Raw genomic sequence first — 21,925 nt, 5'->3', positions numbered from 1 at the left:
TATTTACTAAACAATATCAAACTACTTCTTTGAAGCCAGAAACGACTGAACAAAGTTATCATCCGTAAGATAAGGATAAGCTTGGCATACTCTGGTAATTTCTTCTGCTTGTCCTGGCGACAAATCTTCATCCGGATCAAGACACCATATGCCCTGAAGTAGTCCCTGTCTCTTCAGCACTTCATGAATACCAGGGATACAACCATGAAAACCATGTGAAGGATCGAATATTGATGCATTCATATCAGTCACCGCAACTCCTTTAGTTAGTAATTCTGCTGCTCCTATATAACCTGAATCACGGCATTGCTTAATCTCTTCAAAAAGTCTTACAGCAGCCTCAGTCCACACCGCCCAATGACCCAACAAACCACCCTGAAACCTTTTGCTAACCGTCTTCCCTTCAATCTCAAACTGATAGGTAGTTAATAAATCAGCTACAATGTTGTCATCATTCCCGGTATATAATGTGATCTCATTATTTCTTTTAGAATGACACACAGCCCTAACCATGTCTAAAGTCTGATAACGGTTAAATGGAGCAGCTTTAATAGCCAGTACATTTTCAATATTGGCAAACTGCAGCCAGAAATCATAAGAAAAAATGCGACCACCAACGCTAGGCTGAAGATAAAACCCAAATACAGGCATAATTGCAGCAACAGCCCTTGTACGATCCAGAATCTCTTCTTCTGTTTTATCTTGCAAACCACCCATACTCAATAATCCCAAATCATAACCATACCGAACTGCAAGTTCCGCTTCCCGAACAGCCTGGGGTGTATCGCCACAGATCCCAGCTACACTTATAAAGCTATCTTGCTTTCCGGATTTTGCTATTTCTTCAGCAGCCAGAGCAAGCACCTTTTCATATAGATTTACTTGTGGATTACGAATAGCAAACTGTGTGCTGTGAACACCAACAGCTATACCACCTGCGCCTGATGCCAGATAGTATTGCGTAAGCTGTCTTTGATAAGCTTCATCTAGCTCACGATTGGCTGTAAGCGCTAAAGGATGTGCCGGGATTACCGTTCCCTCCTGAAGTATAATTTGTTTTTTTGTTGATAATAACTGAGTTGCCATATCTTAAAATTTACCTGATCTTTCCTGAAAATGTGTTGGTTTATTGAGTGCTTCTCCGCCTTCCTGCATCCAGGTTGCGGTAAGCTCTATAATCTCTCTTACAGTGACCTTCGGATAACCAAATAAGCGATGACAAGTCGATGCATTATTTAACAATGCTGTACCAGCACTCTCATTAATAAAGTTTGGTTCTTTCTTAAAGATTACGCCAAATTGCTCTGCTATCCATCTTGTAGATAATGTTTCCGGGCCAGTTACATTTAACATTTTAGCCGGAGCTTCGCAATGCAATAAGGAACGAATAGCGATTTCATTGGCATCACCTTGCCAGATTACATTTACATTTTCTGTGCGCAGATCTATAGGTTTACCACTAAGAACAGATTTTGCTAGTTCTAGCATTACACCGTAACGAAAATCAACAGCATAATTTAATCTGTAAATCAGCATAGGCGTATTGTTCTTCTGAGAAAAATATTCAAATATTCGTTCTCTTCCAAGGCAAGATTGCGCATACTCACCTATAGGCTCGGGAGCAGTTTCTTCAGATACTCCTCCTGATGTAACAGGTACAAATGGCAAAACATTCCCGGAAGAAAAAGCAACGATATTCGAATTACGGTATTTTTCGGCAACACGCCCCGGCAAATAAGTATTCATTGCCCAGGTAAATGCTTCTTTACCTGTTGTACCAAATTTATGGCCTGCCAGGTAGATCACATTTGCTGCGTCTGGAAGAGCAGACAACTCTGCTTCATTCAATAAATCCGCAGCAATTGTTTCAACGCCTGATGCTTCAAGAGCTGCTCGTGATGCAGGATCTGAAAAGCGGGACACACCGATTATTCGCTGACCAGTACCGGCAAGATCCACAGCCTGACGTGCTAATCGAGCCATTGAAGGTCCCATTTTACCAGCAACGCCCAATAGCATAATATCACCTTTTATTCGACTCATGTCATTAATCAATGCATCGGTTGGCTTTAATATCTCTTGTTCTAACATTGATAAATTCTTCATATCATGTGTTTTTATATTCATTAATTATTTATTTCAAAAACAACTCATTAAAATTATATACTGCAAGCAAGGCAAGAATTAGAAGTCCCGCAACTCCTGCATACCTGACAAATGGAGTATTCACATGTTCACCCATCAGATCACGATTATTCGAAAGCATATACATAGCAGTACCTATAAAGGGAACCAGAAAAATGGTAATACTTTGAGCAAAAATTATCAATTCCAGAGGTGGCTTTTCATAACCGATAGCTATAATACTACCTATTACCATGACCAAGGCAATAAATCCTTTAACTACTTTTGAATCCAATTGACTACCATAACCAAAACCATCAGAAAGTAAAGCACCTCCAATAGTTGCGTTGCCTACCAATGAAGAGAAAGAGGCTCCAAATAAACCAACAAGAAACAAAAGCGACGCATTATGTCCAAAAAGTGGCTCTAAGGCAAGTGCCATATCAGAAGCTTTATTTACCTCGATGCCTTGCTTATTTAATACTGCAGCAGCACAAATCATCACAACAGCACTCATTACGCCAAGAATGATCATACCTATAAAACCATTATTGTTGTCAATCACCGAATCGGGGTTCGCCTTCTTTCGTGCTTGTACAAGATAAGTCTGATAAAAAGCCCCAACAATAGAAAAACATGAGGCTGAAAAAGCAATGATAAGACCCGTTGATCCTTGCGGAAAAGAAGGGACAAAACCTGTAACAATACCTCCAACATCTGGCTTAACAAGGAACATAGTTGTCAGGAATGCAAAAAGCATTAAAGCAACAATAGCAATCATCAAGCGTTCCAGTGTTTTATAAAAATCACGAAAAAACAATAGCCCGACACTGATTACATTGAAAAGAATAATCCATGGAGTAGGCGAAGTCCCTGTTGCTTCAGAAAGCGATATACCTATACCAATAGAATTTCCAGCCTGAAAAGAGGTTGTCACCAGAAATATCCCTATACCCATTAAACCTGATATCCATTTACCATATTGCCTGCGGATCGTTGTTAACACTGAATCATCAGTAGCCATACCAATTCGGGATCCAATGGAGGTAAAAACAATCATAAAGAAAATTGCAATAACAACAACCCATAGCAAACTGTAATTATACATCGCACCCATCTTGGAGGTGATTGTAATTTTACTAGGTCCAAAAACAATTGCCGCAGTAACAATACCGGGGCCAAGAGAAACCAGCCATTTTTTTAAAGAATTCGTCATCTATCTTTATTTGTTAAATATTTAAAACATTTAGTGATACAATCAGCAAAAAGCTAAGCGTATTTAATATAAAAATAAAGCACCATTACTGTAACAATTGCCCACCAGATAAATGGATTACGCCAGCCACGTTGCTGTGCACGTTCGGCTAAAGGCAAAGAAAGGCTATCCTTTGTCCAAATTAAACCAACCAGGTCAGCCGCTGGTTTTGGCTTTGTAACCAGACTAACCAGTACGCAACTTACCATACACGACCAGAAGACAATCCCTGTACGATTAAAGAATGGCATTCCAGGAAAACCGTATTCAATAGCTAATGATAAAGGAATGGTTAATAATCCTGCTACTACAGCCCCAGTATGGGTAGTCCGCTTCCACAAAATCCCAAGCAAAAACATAGTAGCAATACCTGGTGTAAAATAGCCATATGCATTCATCAGGTAGATAAAAATAGGTTTATGTGAGTATTGTGTTAATAAAGCCGTACAAACAATACCTAAAGTAATAATGATTACGCCTGTTATTTTACCAAACCGAACCGACTGCTTTTCTGTTGAGTTTGGTTTAATATAAGGTAAGTACACATCCATGGTTAAAATGGTGGTACATGAATTTATTGCACCAGAAAGGTGCGACATTACTGCAGCAATCAGCCCTGCCATTACTAAACCAACCAGACCTGAGGGTAATAAGTTCTCTACTAATGTTGCAAATAATAAATCTGGCTTATCAAGATCGGGGAACAGCTTAGCCGCAACTAATGCGGGGAATATGATCAATAAGGGAAGTAAAAACTTCAGGTAATCACCAAAAATAATTCCCATACGGGCATGCCATTCATTTTTAGCAGCCAATGTTCGCTGTACAATAAATTGATTGGTTGCATTGTAAAAAATACTAATACATAAAAGGCCTCCCAGGTACATCGTCCATGGGAAATCAGGATCACTTGCGGGCATCATCAGCTTCCAATCTTTAGTCGTCTCCAATACTGCAGAAAACCCTCCGGCCGCATCTATTGTGGTATAGGAAAGCGCAAACATCCCAAGCATCAATACAGCTAACTGAACCATTTCAGTCCAGATTACAGCTCGTAACCCACCTGCAATAGTGTAGACCCCAGTTGTAATAGCCAATATCAATACACTTGCAACCATGGGGATTCCCAGCAAGGCTTGAAGCGATAATGCTCCTAAATAAAGTACGGCACTGATTTCAACAAAAATATAAGTAAGCAATACCAATACAGAATAAATGGTACGCGCGCCTTCACCAAAACGTTTCTGCAAAAACTCGGGCATGGTATAAAAACCATTTCGCAGATAAAAAGGCAGGAATACCCATAACAAAGCATTGAAACCTATTAATATCGCACCCCATTCAGTTACTACAGCTACAAAACCACGGCTATATGCAACTCCCATTACACCAACGAGCTGGTGACTACTGATGTTAGCGGCAATAATACTTCCGCCGACCATCCACCAGGGAAGTTTATCTCCAGCCAGAAAATAATCTCTTTTTGTACTACTACCCTTTCTTGATGCATAAATACCAAGCGCAATAATCCCAATGATATAAATACTGAAAACGGCAGCGTCAAGGGTGGTAAAGTTTGAGTTCATATTCGGTTATTTGGTTCTTTTTGGTTAGGTCATTATCTTGTTTGCTGTCTTAATTGCTATTGCAGTTAACTGCTCAAGCGCCCCGGCAGCAAAAGGTGTTTGCCAAACGGCATACATATTTTTATCGTACAGATCTCGCGGTGGAAGATAGCCAGCATAGCCATTTACAATATTCATCACAACTACGGGAAAGGTTGATAATTGTCGGCGGACTTCTTCCTGAAAAAAAGAATAAGCTTCATTGGGTTGTCCCATGATGCACACATCTCCCAGTCTCCATACCCAAAGTGGCATAATAGAGACGTCGCCCTCACCTACAGTCTTACGTATCCCCCTCATTCGCCATAATCTTTCTTTAAGGACATGATCCTCACATTCTTTCCATTGACGTTCTATTTCTTGTAAGGAAGGAAGCTCCTTTAATTTCATAGAAACATCGACCTGTTCAACTTTCAGTACCTCTGCAGGTTGAATGGTATATTTTTTCCAGACCGCTAAAGGTGCACCTGATTCAACTACCCTGTCCAGTTTAAGGCCGGTATTTGCCGGATACATAGTCTCCAAGATAGATAAAGCCGCATATCCTAACTGTCTTCCATAAATATCAGCCAACCCACAATCACCCGAGTATTGCTCTGCAGGAGCCAATTCACCAGAAGCCCCTTGTAAAAAAAGACAGGGAGCAGCACAGTTCTCTTCCAGCAATTCCCGCATTGCACCAACATAATCAGGTGAAATAAGCTTGTTATCCCATGCTAATGTAGTTGGATGACAAGCATAATTTACAATCGTCCCGGTAACTTTCCCTCCTGCATCAACAATCCTACCTACAAGCAAAGTATCATCTGCTGATTGTTCCGGATTAAAACCAACCAATAACCTATCGCTATTAGGATCAGGCAGATCGCGGTTTGTTGCTAAATCACATTTTCCATATCGCCAGGAAAGTGTTGAAAAGGAAGCCTCACTTAATGCCGTTTGGATTACGGAAATAGCCTTATCCTTAATTGCTTTAAGATAAGGCACAATATATTCACCACCAGGTTTAGTTGAATCCTCTGAAAATAAGCTGGGACCTGCATGTGTATGCGATAAACAAAACATCAAATGTGATGATGGAAGTCCAAAAGCATGAAGTATTGCAGTGCGCAATTCTCTTTCATCAGCAGCACTTTTCCACCAACCCATATCTGCAGAAATTAACACCAATGGTTTATCTTGTTTTGTATTTTGAAAGGTGACACAGCTAAGCTTAAGTGGCCTATGAATACCTTCAGCAACATCATGAACAGCAGCCCCCCAACTTCTCGCATAAATACCTGCAGGAGGCGTAATATCTTCTTGTGCTACACCAATAATTCCGGTATATGATTTGTCGCTAGTCATAAGGCACGCAAAGAAAGTCCACCGTCCATTAATAATGTACTACCTGTAATATGCTCGTTAGTTGGATGACATAAATGAACCACTTGCTGTGCGACAGCCGTAGCACTCATAATCTTCCCAATAGGTACCTTTTTAGCTGCTTCCTGGATAAGTGATGGGTTTTTAGCCCATATTTCTGCACTTAAACCTGCTTCCACATAACCAGGCGCAACCTCATTCACCATAATACCATGAGGCGCCAATTCAAGTGCCATACACTTACAAAGCATTCTTAAGCCTGCTTTTGACACACAATAAGCAGGAAGCCCAGGATGTACCGCTTCAGCAGCCCAGCTGCCAATAAATACAACATGACCTTTCATGTTAGCCTCGACCATTCTTTTTGTTGCTTTTTGTGTAAGGTTAAATGCGCCATCCAGATTGACGCGAAGCTCTCGCGACCATTCTTCAGGCCTCAGCTCATGAATAGACGCCTGAGTAACTGTAGCGGCATTAGAAATAATCAGTCCAGGTGTTCCTAAATACTGTTCCACCTCCTGTAACCATTTATCTACCGCAATAGCATCAGAAATATCAACCTGCGTATAATAAGAAGAAACACTATATTCTTGTTTCAGCTCGTTTAGAAATGCCTGAGCATCCTTTTCGTCCTGCAAATCACCGATAGCAATGGCCGCTCCGTGTTTGGCAAACTCCAAACAAATGGCCTGCCCAATATCTCCAAGACCTCCGCTAATTACAAGGACTTTATGCTGAAACAATTTTTCCATATATATTAATTCTTTGAATTACCAGTCACCAACACTTCCATCTTTATAAAATGTTCTTTGCAATACTTCCTGTTCAAATGGATGCTTCCTAACTTCTTCCTCATTGATTTCTATACCAAGTCCCGGACGCGTATTTGGACGAACAATTCTACCTTTTTTCTCTACCGTAAACCCTTCACTTACCACATCCGCACGCCAAGGAACATCATTATGTACGCTTTCGCAAATGATATATCCAGGTGTTGCGAAGCCAAATTCTATAGAAGCGGCGGTACTTACCGGTCCTTGTGGATTATGAGGCGCAATGGAAATCCGATAAGCCTCTGCCATTGCAGCAATACGTCTAACCTCACTCAATCCACCACAATGCGTAATATCAGGCTGAATCACACTTACAGCTCTTTTTTCAAATAACTCTCTGAATGCATGTATAGTAACCAACCTTTCACCGCTAGCAATTGGAGTAGATACCGCTCTCTGAATTAAAGCAATGTCATCAATACTTTCAGGCCAGCATGGTTCTTCAAAAAAGTACAAGCCATAAGGCTCTAAGGCTTTAGCAAACTGCATTCCCATACGCGGACTAGGACGAGCATGGCAATCAACCATGATATCAATATCATTCCCTACTGCTTCACGCATTGATTTGACACAAGCTTCGGCATAATGTATAGGTTTTAGTCCTTCTAAAGGCATTGTTTCAGGTACAGCCATCGATTTGAAAGCTGTAAATCCATCTTCAACAGCCTGCTTTGCCAATTCACCAAATCGACTGGCATCATCAGGACGCGTTTGATAGAAATCTTCCATTTTCCCACCACCAAGGTGACAATACAACCTGATGTAATCACGCACACGACCTCCCCATAGTTCATGAGTTGGAACTCCATGTATTTTACCTGCGATATCCCAAAGTGCTATATCAATTCCACTTATTGCAGTTCCTCTTACAATCCCGTTACCATGCCAAAAATGCTGTCTGTACATCATTTGCCATAAATGTTCTATCCGGCGAGGATCCTCACCAATAAGCAATTGAGAAAGATCTTCAATAGCCCCTACAACACTACGGGTATGCCATTCCAGCGTTGCCTCTCCCCAACCCCAAAGTCCGGGCTGATCAGTTACAATCTTTACAAAGATCCAGTTCCTCATGCGCGCATGGCACACAAAAGTTTCTATAGCGGTTATTTTCATTGGAATTTATCTATTAAATAATGCAGACAACACTTGTTTATTCTTCTCCAATGTCTCTTCTATATCAGCCACACTATGCGCATAAGAAATGCTCCCCTGTTTAGAAGGCAATGGAAAGTTAAATATCCCATTTTCAATTAGCTTGTGACGATATTCCTTATCAAAAGCAGCATCATTGTTCAGAGCAATATCGTGAAAATCTTTTGGAGCATGATCCATAAAATACACACAAAATGCAGAGCCCTGACGAGCAACATAAAATGGCTTATTATATTTAGATAATATATCATTTAAACCAGTCTCAAGCATAACTCCTAACCTTTCAACATGCTCATAAACAACCCCTGAAGAAAGCTTCTTTAAAGTAGCAATAGCAGCAATAGTAGTTAAAGGATGTGCATTAAATGTACCTGCAATTAATACCCTTTTTTCTTTTTCAGGATGCACAAAGTAATCCATATACTTTGCTTTTCCAGCTATTACACCCATTGGATAGCCATTGGCAATCGCCTTACCGAATGTACTCAAATCAGGGGTCACCCCACAGATCTGCTGAAAACCACCTAAAGCATGACGAAATCCTGTTTTTACCTCATCAAAAATCAATAAAAAGCCTTCTTCATCAGCCATTTTACGTAAACCTTCAAGATATCCTTCCTGAGGCTTTACAATTCCTATGTTTTGAAGAATTGGCTCAAGAATAATACATGCCGTCGGGTAACGCTTTACTATGTATTGAACGGATTCAAGATCATTATAGTTAATAACATGAACCAATGCTTTATGTTGTTCAGGTATTCCTGCAGAAAGAGAATCAAAAGGATACTCCCCCGGACTAACCCGACCACCAATATCCTGCAAATTACTGATCACATTTCCCGCTACATCATTGTGCCAGCCATTGTAGCCGCCTTGCATAATAATTACGTGATCTCTACCAGTCACCGCTCTTGCTATACGCATAGCATGATAAGTCGCTTCAGAACCTGTTGTTGTAATTTGCAGTTTCTCAGCCGTAGGAACACATTTACAAAACAATTCGGCAAATTGTCCTTCTAAATCTGTAGGCCCTGCACCCATCAAAACAGACTGGTCATTTATAGATGCTAAAACAGCAGCATTTACGTCCGGATCATTATGTCCTAGAAATGCAGCAGCAAATCCGGCTTGATAATCGATATATTCATTACCCTCGATATCCCAAACCCTACTTCCAAGTCCTTTTGAAAAACAGATATTCGGTTCTGACTTCCGATTAAGTGAAACAACTCCTCCGGGTATCCATTTTTCATTCTTGGTAATTACTGCCGCCGATTTTAGCCAACTATTCATCATTTCTTTAAATTTTTAAATTTCCAAATACCAATCAATCTGAAATAGCTCCTTTTAGAAAACGAAAAGCACCAACACATTGATTTTGTATACAAATATATTTATTTTTTGTATACAACAAAATGATATAACATATAATATCCTTTTTTTTTCTATTATTTTTTGAGGGCAAAAAAAATGCCGCATCAATTAAGATGCGGCATAAAAAAATATAACAATATGCTACTCCAGCTCAAGAGAAGCCGTTTCACCCCTGGTTAAATGCTTAACCAAAAAATCCTCTGCCTTTTTTAGGCTTTTTGTTTTAAGCGCTTTCAGAATTTCACGATGTTCCTTGTCCGTCAATTCATAATCATCCATATGCGTAAGAGATCTTCCAAGTTTCAAATGGAACAATGGAATGTTACTCAATTCATAAAGCTGCTTCAATTTAGCATTTCGAGATAAATTAATTAATGTTTCATGAAATTTCACGTCAGCTTCACAAGCCCCTGAGAAATATCCATTCTTTACCATAGCCGAAAAATCATCACATATTCGATCCAACTCTGCAATATCACTTTCGGTTACATGATTAAAAGCCAATCTCAAAGCTCCAAGCTCAAGTAATTCCCTAATCTCCCGGATCTCCCGTATATCAGCCGCTGTCATCGACTTCACATAGTAACCTCCTTTTTCACCTACTTCAAGCAAGGCCTCACCCAACAAGCGATTCAGAGCCTCTCTAACAGACACCCTGCTTACTTCGGTCTTTGTTGCCCAGACATCCTCTTTCAACCTGGTTCCAGGAACCAATTGGTTTGACAATATCTTTTTCCGCAGCTCGGAATATACTTTGTTTGATTGCGAATCCTCTTTCATATCAAATTATGTAAACAAATACTTTTATAAAAAGTAAACAATATTAAAAATTACCGCAAGATAGTAAACAATTTATGCATTTAACATAACATTACATCTTACTTTAAATCACCCGCTTCATAAGATCTTCCTGGAGTTACTGAATACTTACCCCCCTCAGCCTTAAAGCATATCGTATTTTTACCAGGGATAACATTATAATTAAAATTAACCTTACCATCGGAACTTTTCACATTCCAAAACCCAGGCTTCATCCCCAATAGCACGAACTCGTAAACGCTTTTATTTGAAACATCAATTGTAAATGGCGACTGAAGCAAAACTGAACCTGAACTCATACTTACCAAACGATCTGCAAGGACAATTTGATAGCGTCCACCGATCTCTTTAAAATCCAAAGGCAAAGGCTTTGCATCTCCTTCTGTCATTTGAAATACGGTAAGAAACTTATCTTGTTTACCAGCATTTTTTGGTGAAACCATTATACGATGAGCCCTGGCTTCTGCTTTTGGGGAAACAATTTTATACTGTTGTCCGAAGGTACTATTCGCATCTGCTCCACTTAAAACTTCAATATTACGTTCCGAGGCAGAAGGGACCAGCATATTCACATGTGTTTTTCCAACCATACCAGCCAATTCACTTTTCAATACCAAATTTCCATTCAATTCTTCTGGCTTATTTAATGTATTGATTTGCCAGAACTTTTTAAATCCAGGCTCTGCCGTTGTCATATCATCGGTTAAAATGATCACCGCAGGTACATCTGCTCTTTCAAGATTTAAGAAACAGAAACCACGTGTATAATTTGTCATTTTTGCGCTATATGCAGCTGTTAGATCAGCCTTAAAATAACTAAAAGACGGCTTTAATTTAGAAGGACCAAAATCAGCAGACAAAACCTTACCATTATCAAACCAGGGGTCAGAAGTAACTTGCTGAGGCGTCAATGGAAAACGCTGATTAAACCTTGTTCCCCCATCACGAACTTTTGTACGAAAAAGTAAAGGTTCCTGAGGATCTACAGCCAACATCATGCTATGGGCAATCGATCTTTTATTAAAATTAAAATCATAAGGAGTCCCGTAAGATAAATACAAACCTATATCTCCAACCTGTATTCCATGATGATAGATCTGCAAACTTCCTGCATCAGCCTGCTGATGGTTTCCAAAAATATAGCCCCCGCCTTTAATTTCAGCAATTACATCTTTGCTGGTTTCTTTATTATCCCAACCAGTTCTGGCAACCATCCCACCCAATACCGTTCCAAAATCTTTAGTTAAAGGAAGCGAACTAAGGTTATGATCAGCTTTTAACAAAGGGTCATTCACCAGCAAATATAAAACAGGATTATCAGGCAATCCACCTTGACGCTCAGACTCCCCCTTAATCAACGGATCATTTGCATATGCAGCACTCAAAAGCATAGTTTGTTGCTGCTTCCAGTAAAGTGGTTTATCACCTCCAAACTTTACGCTAAACATATCTCCATCACGTAGCATATATCCGTCAGGCAGACGCATATATAACCAATAATAAGGTAAGCTTTTGATATTATCATCAAAGACCGATTGTCCAGTCATACGATAGAAAAGCCATACCGCATGCATTTCCCATCCAAAACGGTAAGCACCATAATCTACCCCCTGATTGTGTCGGGGCGACTCATATTCAAATTTCCTCATAGGAACCAAGTCCTCCAAAATTGTATATGAAGTATATTTATAGAGCTCTGGATTTTTATCATACAAAGCAATACTCATAGCAAGTAAATCGCGACTAATTTGAGCCTCATTACCATGCCCGTTAATAATACTATCCATGAATGGTGGCCAACCCACTTCCATTTCTCTGGCCAGGCCCAACATCTTATCATACAGCAACTGTTTATCATTTGCGGTAAGTAAATCAAAACACCAGTCATAAACTAATGAAGCAGTATAAATTGACCTACCCACTTCTCTCGTGATGTCGCCATATTTCACATTTCCAAATTCCAACATGGTCATATAATTGACCATTAGCTTTACTACTTCCTTGCCTACTTTTTTATCCCCAGTCATCAGATAATAAAAAGCCTTTACCTGAGCCACATTTTCTAGCTCTTCCTGATAAAACACTTCCTTTTCTGAATTAAACTCAAACTTATAAGGCACTTTTGCAGCCGCCTCCACTTTAGTCCACACAGGCTGATTTTCACCTTTAGTCAACCTTGACTTAATCAAAGGCAAACTCTCAGCCGTTACCCATAATCTTGGATGCCCGGATGGTGGAACAATTTTAGGAACATAGTTACGTGCAGCCAAAGGTATTTCTGGTTCATTATAATTTTTGATTTCCAGATATTCCAATGCAATATCTTTTGGCAACCAAATCTTAATCTGCTGATCCTTGCCATTCATTTCAAATTTACCGGAAACCTGATTTGCTGCTTGATACAAATCATAAAGAATTCGTTTTGTAGGGCGCTGGTTACCGACTTGTATTTTAACATAAGACGTCACTACATTCCCTTTTGCGTCTTTCTTTGGACCACTTCCTATCGGGAAAGCTCTGGTGGAAATCTCATAAATTCCAGCTTCAGGCACTTTCACTGAAAATACTAAATCAGCTTCAGACATATCACTATCGACTCTGGAAGGAGCATCACTTAATAACGCGACCTTACTTTCAGTATTTGGAATAGAAATCTTTTCAGTTGTTTTACTGTTTAATTGAGCCTGAACGCTATTAAAGCGTTTAACATATTTATCACCCACAACATATGGATGTATTTGCGCAAATGCACTTACATTCAACAATATAAAAAAAAGGAATACTGCTTTAACTTTCATCATCAATTTCAACTCCATACTAAAGGGGACAATTTAGATTAAAACTGGGCAACCGACTTTAAGCCTTCACCCAGTTCATTTTTACTTCATCACTAATCTTTTCATACTAACAGTCATTTCTTTAGCCGCATTATTCACACTATTTACGTAAATATATGCTCTATATTTTCCATCAGCAGTCTCTACCCAAACTCCAGATTCTGCACGTGTATTAATAGCAAAATCAGGCGCATCATTAAAGTTTCGCTGTTGAAGATCAATATCATCAACAAAAATACTTGTAGCTAAATTATTCACAAGAATTAATTGCGCATCCCTGATGTCCCAGGCTTTAATCAATTTGGTTTTATTGGTTAATCCCGCAGGTAAAGTTACTCCTGGCCTATATTCAGCATTTGCAGTTGGCGCAACTAAAGAATGATTAAAAGTTACTGTAGCAAGTGTACGATACAAATAAACAATATCTATTTTTGTTGGATTTGCTGCCGCAAACGTAGCATCATACACCGCCATGTCGGCAATAGACAAGAAGGAAGAAGTTCCGTCTTTTAACACCAAGCCTTTTTTAACATCCATTCTTCTGATTGGATATGGCCCTGATTTATAACTATTCGTTTCTCCATTGGTCGAAGTCACAGAAAAAGTAAAAGTTACTTCCTTACCTCGTGCCTCTTCCGGAACTCTGTAAAAATAACGCAAAGTAGCTGCAGAAATATCAGGATTATAAGTTACAGTTGTAGTATTCCCACTATTAACTGATGGCGATCCAACGACTGTCCCAACCTCCGTTCCGCTAGAATTTGTGCTATAAAACTTATTATCCATATAAGTACCTGCTGCACCTGCGATAGAAGCTGTAACAGTCGCAGTAGCGAGCTTTCCTTTCTCAGGCAACAAAGCCATTGCATAAGCAAATTCGATATCCAGCCCTACTATACTAGGCCCCAAAGACCGTTTGATTAAGTCATTTTGCAGTTCTGATGGTGCTGTAGGAACTTCATATTCCTTTTCTTTGCAACCTGTAAAAACAAGTACAAAAAGACCAAGCACATATAAAATATATTTATTCTTCATGACGCAGTTTTTTAATTTATTTTCTGAACTGTAAGATTAACTGTGTAGGTCTTCCTTACTTTTCGGTTTCCCGAAACCACTGTCCATTGTTTTGGATTAGCCAAATCTGAGAAGTCTACTTTACCAGGAATTTTGGGATCTAATTTAGCATCCGTAACCAAGGTAAACTGAGGATAAAGATTCTTCAAATCCGTTCCAAAGAGCACCTCAACATTTACTGTTTGCGCCACAGTATCTATAACTGCCGCCTTAGTCCGCACAGTCTGATAATCTGCTCCGAGTATCTCAAAACTACTAACATAGCATTCTGATCTTGTCGTAATCAACAACCCATCTTCATCAACAGGGAATCCCTTTTTACATCCTGCAGCCAATAGGCCTAAAAAAAGCAGGCTAAAATATAATGATTTTTTCATTTCTATCAGTTTTAAATTAATAGGTTATCTCCAAGGAGTATTCTGAGTCAGATTCGGGTTACGGGTACGCTCTGACTCTGGAATCTGATAAATATAACAACGTTGATAAATCAATTCAGATGAATTTAGGAAAAACCGCTCCCAGTTGTTGCCATGCGTATCCATAAACCATTTACCATTACCATAAGCCGGACCGAAAACACGCTCTATCGCTCTCCAGCGACGTAAATCAAAAGCACGCTGTCCTTCTCCAACCAACTCCACAATACGCTCCTGCTCTATGGCATCAAAAAATGCAGCAGGACCGGCAGTTTTGGCTCCCGACAAAGGCGGAAGGTTTCCCCTATGACGAATTCTATTCACCAAGGCAATCGCATCAGCCTGAGGACCATCAACAGCATTTGTTGCTTCAGCATACATTAGAAATACATCTGCCAGACGCATTACAGGCCAGTTAAAATCACCATTACTTCTGGCCAAACCTCCATAATTCCGAACAAATTTTCTAAACTGATAGCCAGAGAAATTCGTCCCATTATCAGTAAAATTAGGATATTCTATACCATTGATTGTTGACTTACCTGAAAAGGTCTTGTAAAGAAAATTTATATATGAAGTCTGATCAACTTCCCCTTGCCCCATTAGTTTCTCATAATCCCACAGCATGGTCGCCTTCATCCTATAATCTCTATTTCTGTAACTCTCAGGATTAATTGCAGAATTTAATGCTGTGCGAGCACCTGCAACACCAGGTTGAATCTGCACTAATGGGGGTAAAAAATCTCCAGTAATGGTAGACTGATACCGATCAGCTAATTCGTAACGAGGTATTACCTGATTTTGCCCTAAACCATTCAAAGGGCCAGTAAAAACTCGTTGATATTCATCGCCTTGCACAGGAGTCAACCCCGAACCATGCGGCAACACCATCAACATCTCCCCCCTGTCATTTAAGTTCCCAGGATTAGGAATAAACATGTAATAGTAATTTGGAAGCACATCCGCAGCACCCATTGTACCCCATTGACCAGGATCACCACCCTTATAAAGATCTAAGCCATAATCTTGAATTACACTTTTAAAATCTGCAGCAGCAGCCCTGTAAGCAGCATCCGCCTTTGTCGTACTTGGAGTAAACTTATCCAACTCAGGCCAGCCAAACTTATTCCAGCTTGCCCAAAACAATTGCATTTTTCCTCTAAAAGCTAAAGCAGCAGGCTTTGAAGGCCTACTTACAACTGGATTCTTTACAGGCAACTTTTCAAAAGCATAAGTGAAATCAGCTAAGATTAAATCTTTTACCTTCTCAATCGGCATCCTAGACAATGTATCTACATCAATAGGATCATAAATAATCTTACCAACATAAGGCACATCCCCCCACATAGAAATTAAACGCAAATAAGTAATACCTCGCAACAAACGAGCCTCCCCTGCGATGCTTTCTAAACTCTTTGTAGCCGCTTCTGTTTTAGCAACAGGTAACATCTTAAGGTTTATATTTTCTATAACATAATTTGCATGGGTAATTACACCATATAGATTTTTATAAGTCTCCAATGCCAAACCTCCATAATTACTTGGGTTATTAACACCAAGCGGAGCAGGAGAAACAGCACCAGTATTGTAAACTTTAACAAACTCCCCGTGCCCGTCGAAATGATAATCACGATCGAAACTGGCACGAAAAGCATTGTAAACACCCATTAATGCCGAAGTTGCATCAGCCTCCGTCTGCCAGTAAATCGCAGAAGGCAAACCAACTGTAGATTTTTGATCCAGCAGATCTTTTCTACATGAACTCAGCAAAACCGACCCCAACATGAGAATCACGATAGACAGCCGTATAAAATAATTTTGTTTCATGATGATCTTCTTTTATAATTCAACATTCAAGCCCAGTACAAACATTTTACTTAGCGGATACACATCATTGCTATAACTAACCTTTTCAGGATCTAAACCACGATAATTAGTGATAGTCGCAAGATTATCAGCTGAGCCATATATACGCACACTTCCCAAACCAACTTTTTTCATATAAGGCTTATTAAATGTATAGCCCACCTGCAAGTTTTTCAGCCTCAAATAAGTCACATCATCCAACCAAAACGTACTCTGATTAGGAGTAAATGGAGCCGCAGCAGCACCACTCGTTAAACGAGGCAAAGAAGCCCCCCTGTTGTCCACAGCCCAGGTATTCAAATATTGGTTCCAGTTTATCGCCTGATTGGTAGCTTGCGAAATCTTTGTATTGGTCATATTATTATTGTAATAATCCTTACGTCCTGTAGCCCCCTGCAACATCACTCCTAAATCAAATCCTTTCCAGGACACATTCCCCCTAAAAGCAAAATTTGTTGTTGGTCGCGCTGTTTGAAAATGTGGATAAGCCACTTGATCATTATGATCAATTCTTCCGTCTCCATTCACATCCTTTAATAAAATATCACCAGGAGAAGCACCTTGAATAGGCGCATTATATACATCCTCCCAAGTTTGCGCGATACCGGACGATTGATAAGCATATACAAAAAGATAAGGCATGTCAATAAAAAGCGCACTGCGGTTAAGGAATTCAGGCCATTTCTCTAGCACAGTAGCATTATAACTCGCATTTATATTTAACATATAGCCAAAATCACCTCTATTTTCTTTCCAGGTAAGATTAGCTTCAACTCCTCGATTCCTGAGATCTCCAAGATTTCTTCGTGGCGCTGGACTAAGTGCCGAAGCGAGAAGGATTGATAAATCTCCCTGACGTATCATCCCTGTTGTCAACCTATTGTAATAATCAAATTCAGTAGTTAATCGATTTCCAAAAAATGCCATATCAAGCCCCAGGTTTAGCATGGTGGTTTTTTCCCAGGTCAAATCCTTGTTGATTAATTTTCTATTTTGAAAGCCCGGAACAGGATTCTGAGTCACTGTAGTAACATTTACGGCAGTATTCACATAATTGGTATTCGCCAATATCTCCTGTTGCTCATATAAACCAACACCATTGTTATTACCCAATGATCCATAAGATGCTCTGAATTTACCGTTGGTAAGTCCAATTTTGTCTGTAAATGATTTTATAAACGATTCTTCAGTAAAACGCCAACCTATAGCCGCAGACGGGAAAGTCCCATACTGATACCCTTTAATAAATCGGGACGATCCATCAATCCTGACATTAACTTCCAATAAATACTTATTATATGCAGAATAATTGAAACGTCCAATATAAGAACGCATTCCTTCAGTAGTCGAATTCCCACTATTAGTAATATTCACACTACCCAAGGCTGCATCTAATTCATGCAACAATGGATGAAATCTATTCTCTCTATTTGCCGCTAGAGTCCTGATCTTCCAAAACTCCTCACTATAAGCTCCCATGATATTAAATTCATGATTTTTAGCAATCACCTTATCATAGCTAACCTTTGTAGTCAACTGAGTCTTGAAGTCATTCCTATCTGCATTATAAATCCTTTCATTATCGCCAACATATGCACGATTATTAAACTGATTAAGCTGAAAATTATAGGCTTTAGAAGGAATATCTGCGCGCCAGGAGAACTGACTACCATAGTTTAGATTATAATCAATACGTCCTTTAAGCCCCGGAATCGGATTATACTCGATATAAATATTTCCCATCGCCTCCTGCCGTTCCAGATTATTTTTATTTCTATTAATGTAATCGACATAAGGATTGCTGGCTAATATACTTTCGTTATAAGCCATCGCACCACCGTAATACCCTGTAACCGGATCATAAGGCGTTACACCTGCAGGAGCGGTAAAAATATCCAAACCACTGGTACCATTAGAGGTAAAGCCTTCTTCATAATTAAACCTATAGTTTGACCAGTTACCCGAAAACCGAACTCCAGTGCTGATGTTCTTTTTAATTTTTGCATCGTAACTAAAAAGCGCATTATATCGCTTAAAATCATTCTCAATTTGAATTCCCTTTTCGTCCATCACTCCCACAGAGAGATAAAAATTCGACTTCTCACTACCACCTGTAGCCGAAATATTATAATTTTGAAGCTGCCCGTTTCTTGTAATAAGATCCCACCAATCTGTATTTGGATAACGCAAAGGGTCAATCATACTCTTAGCAAACCACTCATCAATTGTCCCATTTTTAAAATTTATAATAGCTGGAACAGATCCAACAGCCTGAGCACGTTGAGTAACCGTTAGAGCTTTGGCATAATTTGGCATAAACTCAAAGGCATTTGTCGGTTTTGTTATGGTAGAACTAATAGAGGCATTGATTTTAGTTCCCTGCGCCCCTTTTCCTGATTTTGTAGTTATGAGAATTACACCATTAGCACCACGCGAACCATAAACTGCCGCTGAAGCTGCATCTTTTAAAACAGAAACACTCTCCACATCGTTCATATTGATTCGATTGATATTAACATCAGGCATCCCATCAACAACAATAAGCGGATTGGCATTATTCACCGTACCCAAACCACGGATCAACAGTGAAGCACTATTATTTCCCGCCATACCAGAAGTCTGATTTACTGCCAAACCTGGCAACATACCTTGCAGAGCAGAGGAAACATTTGGCAAAGCCCTGCTGGTTAACTGCTCATCCACTTTTACAGCAGCAACAGCTCCAAGTAAATTAACCTTCTTTTGTGTACCATAACCAACCACGACCAATTCATTTAAATCTTGTGCAGAAGTAACCAATGTTATAGTAACGGATTTAAAATCCACTACCCTCTCCACATCAACATACCCAAGCATATGAAATTTAAGCTTATCGCCACGCTTCGCTTTTATAGTAAATTGCCCGCTACTATTGGTAACAGTTACAACACTTGACCCTACAACCCTTACTTCGACTCCCGGTAAAGGCATACCCTCAGAATCAACAACCTTGCCCTCCTGAGAAACAGGGTCTTGCTGGATAAATAAATGATTATGCAATGGTTCGGCCTTAGCCTGCAATACGCTTGCTATTGAAACAACAGCAGCTAACTTCATTATCTTCCAACATTTAATATAGCCGTCTGGCCAAAAATATTTTGATTTCATTACCTATGTGATTTGCATAGTAAACACTTTCTTAATTATAGTTATTAGGATAGATCTGGATTTGAGTAGTTATTTTATTTTCATATTTCACCTCCTTTCCCGTTCTATTTCCGACGAATATTAGCTGATTATATTTCAATTTTCCCAATTTGCAGATTGGATAAATCCTATGAATTGATTTGCACAAAAAAATTGAAAATCTTGTCCCCGTATATTGCGGTATTACAACAGTTTAAATGGTTATGATTGGTTAGTTTTTAATATCTATGTATACAAATATATACTTTTTTTGTAAACAAAATAATTTTATTGATTTTTTATTCTTCATAAAAAACAGAAAAACTCTTTTACACTTCAAATTAGCAAACTTTTGAAAATCAATGATTAAACAAAGCAAACAAACTCCAAATCGCAAAACACCATTCGACAGAACAAGGCTTGACCCACTAAAAAGAAAGAATATGTAAACCAAATTAAAACAAAAAGGTATACATTAGTAGAATACATTTAAAATAAATACAACCATGTCTAATCAGTTATCATCCAACAGTATATTAAAAGCACAGCTGGTACTAGATATTCAATCGACCTTAGGAGAAGGAGCAATATGGAATCACACAGACCAAAGATTATATTGGGTAGATATTGATCAGCATTTACTCCATTGGTTCGACCCTTTGACCAAGCTGCATCAAACCTCATCCTTACCAAAGAAAATAACAACTGTAGTACCCACTTTAAAAGAAGAATTATTAATTGCACTGGAAGATGGGATATACAACTATAATAAATCGACAAACGAATTACAGCTCAGACACGTCAATCCAGAGAATAATATAACTGGAAACAGATTCAATGATGGGAAATGTGACCCTTTAGGACGTTTCTGGGTCGGAACAATGGGCAAAGAGCAATCTGCAGCACTTTATTGTATGAGCAAGGACTATAGCCTGCAAACCATACAAACTGGCATAACCAATTCCAATGGAATACTTTGGTCACCAGATCAAAAAACAATGTATTACATTGACACGCCTACCAGTAAAGTAGCAGCTTATAATTTTAACAATAACACAGGACAGGTTAGCAATCCACAGACTGTAATTACGATCCCTTCACATATCGGCCGTCCTGACGGCGCCACAATCGACTCCGATGGAATGGTCTGGATTGCTATGTGGGGAGGCTATTGTGTAACCAGGTGGAATCCCAAAACAGGTGAACTACTATCAACAATCGAGGTACCCTCAAAAAACATTACCTCATGCGCATTTGGAGGAGAGAAACTTGACACACTTTACATTACCTCTGCTAAAGGACAAATGACAAATAGCGATTTGGCTGACTACCCCAATAGCGGAGGCCTATTTGCAATCAAGCCCGGTATATCTGGCATTAAATCTAATTTCTTTGCAGGGTAATAGCAAAAAAGACACACCAAGGGTGTCTTTTTTGCTAGGGCTATTAAATACTTTTTACATTAAATCTGCACCCAAAATATCTTTTGAATAAGTTTTCAGATATTTCTTAAGAATCTGACGCGCCACATGAATTCTCGTTTTAACTGTTCCAATTGGAATTTCAAGAATTTCAGCAATTTCATGATATTTATATCCCTCGAAATATTTAACAAAAGGAATATAATACTCTGGTTGAAGTGTAGCTAAAGCTTTATTAATATCACCAATAACAAACTTACTCTCGCTGGTGTTTTTTGTTGCGCTGTAGTGCAGATTTGCAGAAGATATATCTTCTGATTTCGTAATCAAAGCATTTGTTTTTACCAAACGCCTATAGTTATTAATGAAAGTGTTTTTCATAATGGTGAATAACCAACCTTTCAAATTTGTACCTTCTTTAAACTTACCGTAATAGGTCACCGCCTTAAGCATTGTGTCCTGAACTAAATCATTCGCATCTTCAATATCCTTTGTAAAATTAAGCGCAAAAGACTGTAAGGAACCCGAATGATCATGCAGCTGTACATTGAACTCATTTTTTGTCATAGTTTTTAATTTAGGGGTTAAAAAAACAA

At 39.1% G+C, this 21,925-nt stretch carries 16 protein-coding genes; 1 reads left to right on the top strand and 15 read right to left on the bottom strand.

Annotated features, from left to right (window positions below; translation table 11 throughout):
• Nucleotides 1–21: 21 nt before the first annotated feature.
• The 14 genes from WC623_RS19680 to WC623_RS19615 form a co-directional block, all read right to left on the bottom strand.
• On the bottom strand, nt 22–1,086 hold the full coding sequence (locus WC623_RS19680) for a dihydrodipicolinate synthase family protein (RefSeq protein ID WP_372854288.1): 1,065 nt from the start codon (nt 1,084–1,086) through the stop codon (nt 22–24).
• 3 nt (nt 1,087–1,089) lie between these two features.
• A complete protein-coding gene (locus WC623_RS19675; RefSeq protein WP_372854286.1) occupies nt 1,090–2,106 on the bottom strand; it encodes an NAD-dependent epimerase/dehydratase family protein in 1,017 nt (338 codons plus the stop codon).
• Nucleotides 2,107–2,134: 28 nt separating this feature from the next.
• A complete protein-coding gene (locus WC623_RS19670; RefSeq protein ID WP_372854284.1) occupies nt 2,135–3,340 on the bottom strand; it encodes an Nramp family divalent metal transporter in 1,206 nt (401 codons plus the stop codon).
• 53 nt (nt 3,341–3,393) lie between these two features.
• Nucleotides 3,394–4,965: an SLC5 family protein gene (locus tag WC623_RS19665; protein WP_372854282.1), complete on the bottom strand. Its 1,572-nt coding sequence runs from the start codon at nt 4,963–4,965 to the stop codon at nt 3,394–3,396.
• A gap of 24 nt (nt 4,966–4,989) precedes the next feature.
• Nucleotides 4,990–6,351 carry a neutral/alkaline non-lysosomal ceramidase N-terminal domain-containing protein gene (locus WC623_RS19660; RefSeq protein WP_372854280.1) on the bottom strand — a complete coding sequence of 454 codons (1,362 nt, stop codon included), beginning with the start codon at nt 6,349–6,351 and terminating at the stop codon, nt 4,990–4,992.
• Entirely contained in the window at nt 6,348–7,121 is a 774-nt protein-coding gene (locus tag WC623_RS19655) for an SDR family NAD(P)-dependent oxidoreductase (RefSeq protein ID WP_372854278.1), read from the bottom strand. Before WC623_RS19655 ends, WC623_RS19660 begins: the two co-directional genes overlap by 4 nt.
• A gap of 18 nt (nt 7,122–7,139) precedes the next feature.
• Entirely contained in the window at nt 7,140–8,318 is a 1,179-nt protein-coding gene (dgoD, locus tag WC623_RS19650) for a galactonate dehydratase (RefSeq protein WP_372854276.1), read from the bottom strand.
• Between the two features lie 6 nt (nt 8,319–8,324).
• The gene (locus tag WC623_RS19645) at nt 8,325–9,653 is read right to left on the bottom strand and encodes an aspartate aminotransferase family protein (protein ID WP_372854274.1); all 1,329 of its coding nucleotides are present in this window, start codon (nt 9,651–9,653) and stop codon (nt 8,325–8,327) included.
• Nucleotides 9,654–9,872: 219 nt separating this feature from the next.
• The gene (locus WC623_RS19640) at nt 9,873–10,511 is read right to left on the bottom strand and encodes a GntR family transcriptional regulator (RefSeq protein ID WP_372854272.1); all 639 of its coding nucleotides are present in this window, start codon (nt 10,509–10,511) and stop codon (nt 9,873–9,875) included.
• 98 nt (nt 10,512–10,609) lie between these two features.
• Entirely contained in the window at nt 10,610–13,366 is a 2,757-nt protein-coding gene (locus tag WC623_RS19635; RefSeq protein WP_372854271.1) for a hypothetical protein, read from the bottom strand.
• Nucleotides 13,367–13,429: 63 nt separating this feature from the next.
• Nucleotides 13,430–14,422, bottom strand: coding sequence for a DUF4466 family protein (locus tag WC623_RS19630; protein WP_372854269.1), 993 nt, complete (start codon nt 14,420–14,422; stop codon nt 13,430–13,432).
• Nucleotides 14,423–14,433: 11 nt separating this feature from the next.
• Nucleotides 14,434–14,838 (bottom strand): hypothetical protein, encoded by a 405-nt coding sequence (locus WC623_RS19625; protein WP_372854267.1) that lies wholly within the window; start codon nt 14,836–14,838, stop codon nt 14,434–14,436.
• A gap of 24 nt (nt 14,839–14,862) precedes the next feature.
• Nucleotides 14,863–16,704: a RagB/SusD family nutrient uptake outer membrane protein gene (locus WC623_RS19620; RefSeq protein WP_372854265.1), complete on the bottom strand. Its 1,842-nt coding sequence runs from the start codon at nt 16,702–16,704 to the stop codon at nt 14,863–14,865.
• Nucleotides 16,705–16,716: 12 nt separating this feature from the next.
• Nucleotides 16,717–19,839 carry a SusC/RagA family TonB-linked outer membrane protein gene (locus tag WC623_RS19615; RefSeq protein ID WP_372854263.1) on the bottom strand — a complete coding sequence of 1,041 codons (3,123 nt, stop codon included), beginning with the start codon at nt 19,837–19,839 and terminating at the stop codon, nt 16,717–16,719.
• A 575-nt stretch (nt 19,840–20,414) separates the two neighbouring features.
• Between WC623_RS19615 and WC623_RS19610 the strand changes: the two genes are divergently transcribed.
• A complete protein-coding gene (locus WC623_RS19610; protein ID WP_372854261.1) occupies nt 20,415–21,311 on the top strand; it encodes an SMP-30/gluconolactonase/LRE family protein in 897 nt (298 codons plus the stop codon).
• 54 nt (nt 21,312–21,365) lie between these two features.
• On the opposite strand, the gene WC623_RS19605 is transcribed toward WC623_RS19610, so the two are convergent.
• Entirely contained in the window at nt 21,366–21,896 is a 531-nt protein-coding gene (locus WC623_RS19605) for a sigma-70 family RNA polymerase sigma factor (protein ID WP_349786526.1), read from the bottom strand.
• Between the last annotated feature and the right edge of the window lie 29 nt (nt 21,897–21,925).

This window comes from Pedobacter sp., from assembly GCF_041645105.1.
Lineage (GTDB): Bacteria > Bacteroidota > Bacteroidia > Sphingobacteriales > Sphingobacteriaceae > Pedobacter.
Note: the sequence above shows the minus strand (reverse complement) of the source record. Positions and strands in the feature narration are given on the sequence as shown.

Excerpts from the sequence above, each read along its gene's own strand:
- WC623_RS19680 (WP_372854288.1), bottom strand. The coding sequence starts at position 1,086 with ATGGCAACTCAGTTATTATCAACAAAAAAACAAATTATACTTCAGGAG.
- WC623_RS19670 (WP_372854284.1), bottom strand. The coding sequence starts at position 3,340 with ATGACGAATTCTTTAAAAAAATGGCTGGTTTCTCTTGGCCCCGGTATT.
- WC623_RS19665 (WP_372854282.1), bottom strand. The coding sequence starts at position 4,965 with ATGAACTCAAACTTTACCACCCTTGACGCTGCCGTTTTCAGTATTTAT.
- WC623_RS19630 (WP_372854269.1), bottom strand. The coding sequence starts at position 14,422 with ATGAAGAATAAATATATTTTATATGTGCTTGGTCTTTTTGTACTTGTT.
- WC623_RS19605 (WP_349786526.1), bottom strand. The coding sequence starts at position 21,896 with ATGACAAAAAATGAGTTCAATGTACAGCTGCATGATCATTCGGGTTCC.
- WC623_RS19660 (WP_372854280.1), bottom strand. The coding sequence starts at position 6,351 with ATGACTAGCGACAAATCATATACCGGAATTATTGGTGTAGCACAAGAA.
- WC623_RS19625 (WP_372854267.1), bottom strand. The coding sequence starts at position 14,838 with ATGAAAAAATCATTATATTTTAGCCTGCTTTTTTTAGGCCTATTGGCT.
- WC623_RS19620 (WP_372854265.1), bottom strand. The coding sequence starts at position 16,704 with ATGAAACAAAATTATTTTATACGGCTGTCTATCGTGATTCTCATGTTG.
- WC623_RS19610 (WP_372854261.1), top strand. The coding sequence starts at position 20,415 with ATGTCTAATCAGTTATCATCCAACAGTATATTAAAAGCACAGCTGGTA.
- WC623_RS19645 (WP_372854274.1), bottom strand. The coding sequence starts at position 9,653 with ATGATGAATAGTTGGCTAAAATCGGCGGCAGTAATTACCAAGAATGAA.
- WC623_RS19615 (WP_372854263.1), bottom strand. The coding sequence starts at position 19,839 with ATGAAGTTAGCTGCTGTTGTTTCAATAGCAAGCGTATTGCAGGCTAAG.
- dgoD (WP_372854276.1), bottom strand. The coding sequence starts at position 8,318 with ATGAAAATAACCGCTATAGAAACTTTTGTGTGCCATGCGCGCATGAGG.
- WC623_RS19675 (WP_372854286.1), bottom strand. The coding sequence starts at position 2,106 with ATGAAGAATTTATCAATGTTAGAACAAGAGATATTAAAGCCAACCGAT.
- WC623_RS19640 (WP_372854272.1), bottom strand. The coding sequence starts at position 10,511 with ATGAAAGAGGATTCGCAATCAAACAAAGTATATTCCGAGCTGCGGAAA.
- WC623_RS19635 (WP_372854271.1), bottom strand. The coding sequence starts at position 13,366 with ATGGAGTTGAAATTGATGATGAAAGTTAAAGCAGTATTCCTTTTTTTT.
- WC623_RS19655 (WP_372854278.1), bottom strand. The coding sequence starts at position 7,121 with ATGGAAAAATTGTTTCAGCATAAAGTCCTTGTAATTAGCGGAGGTCTT.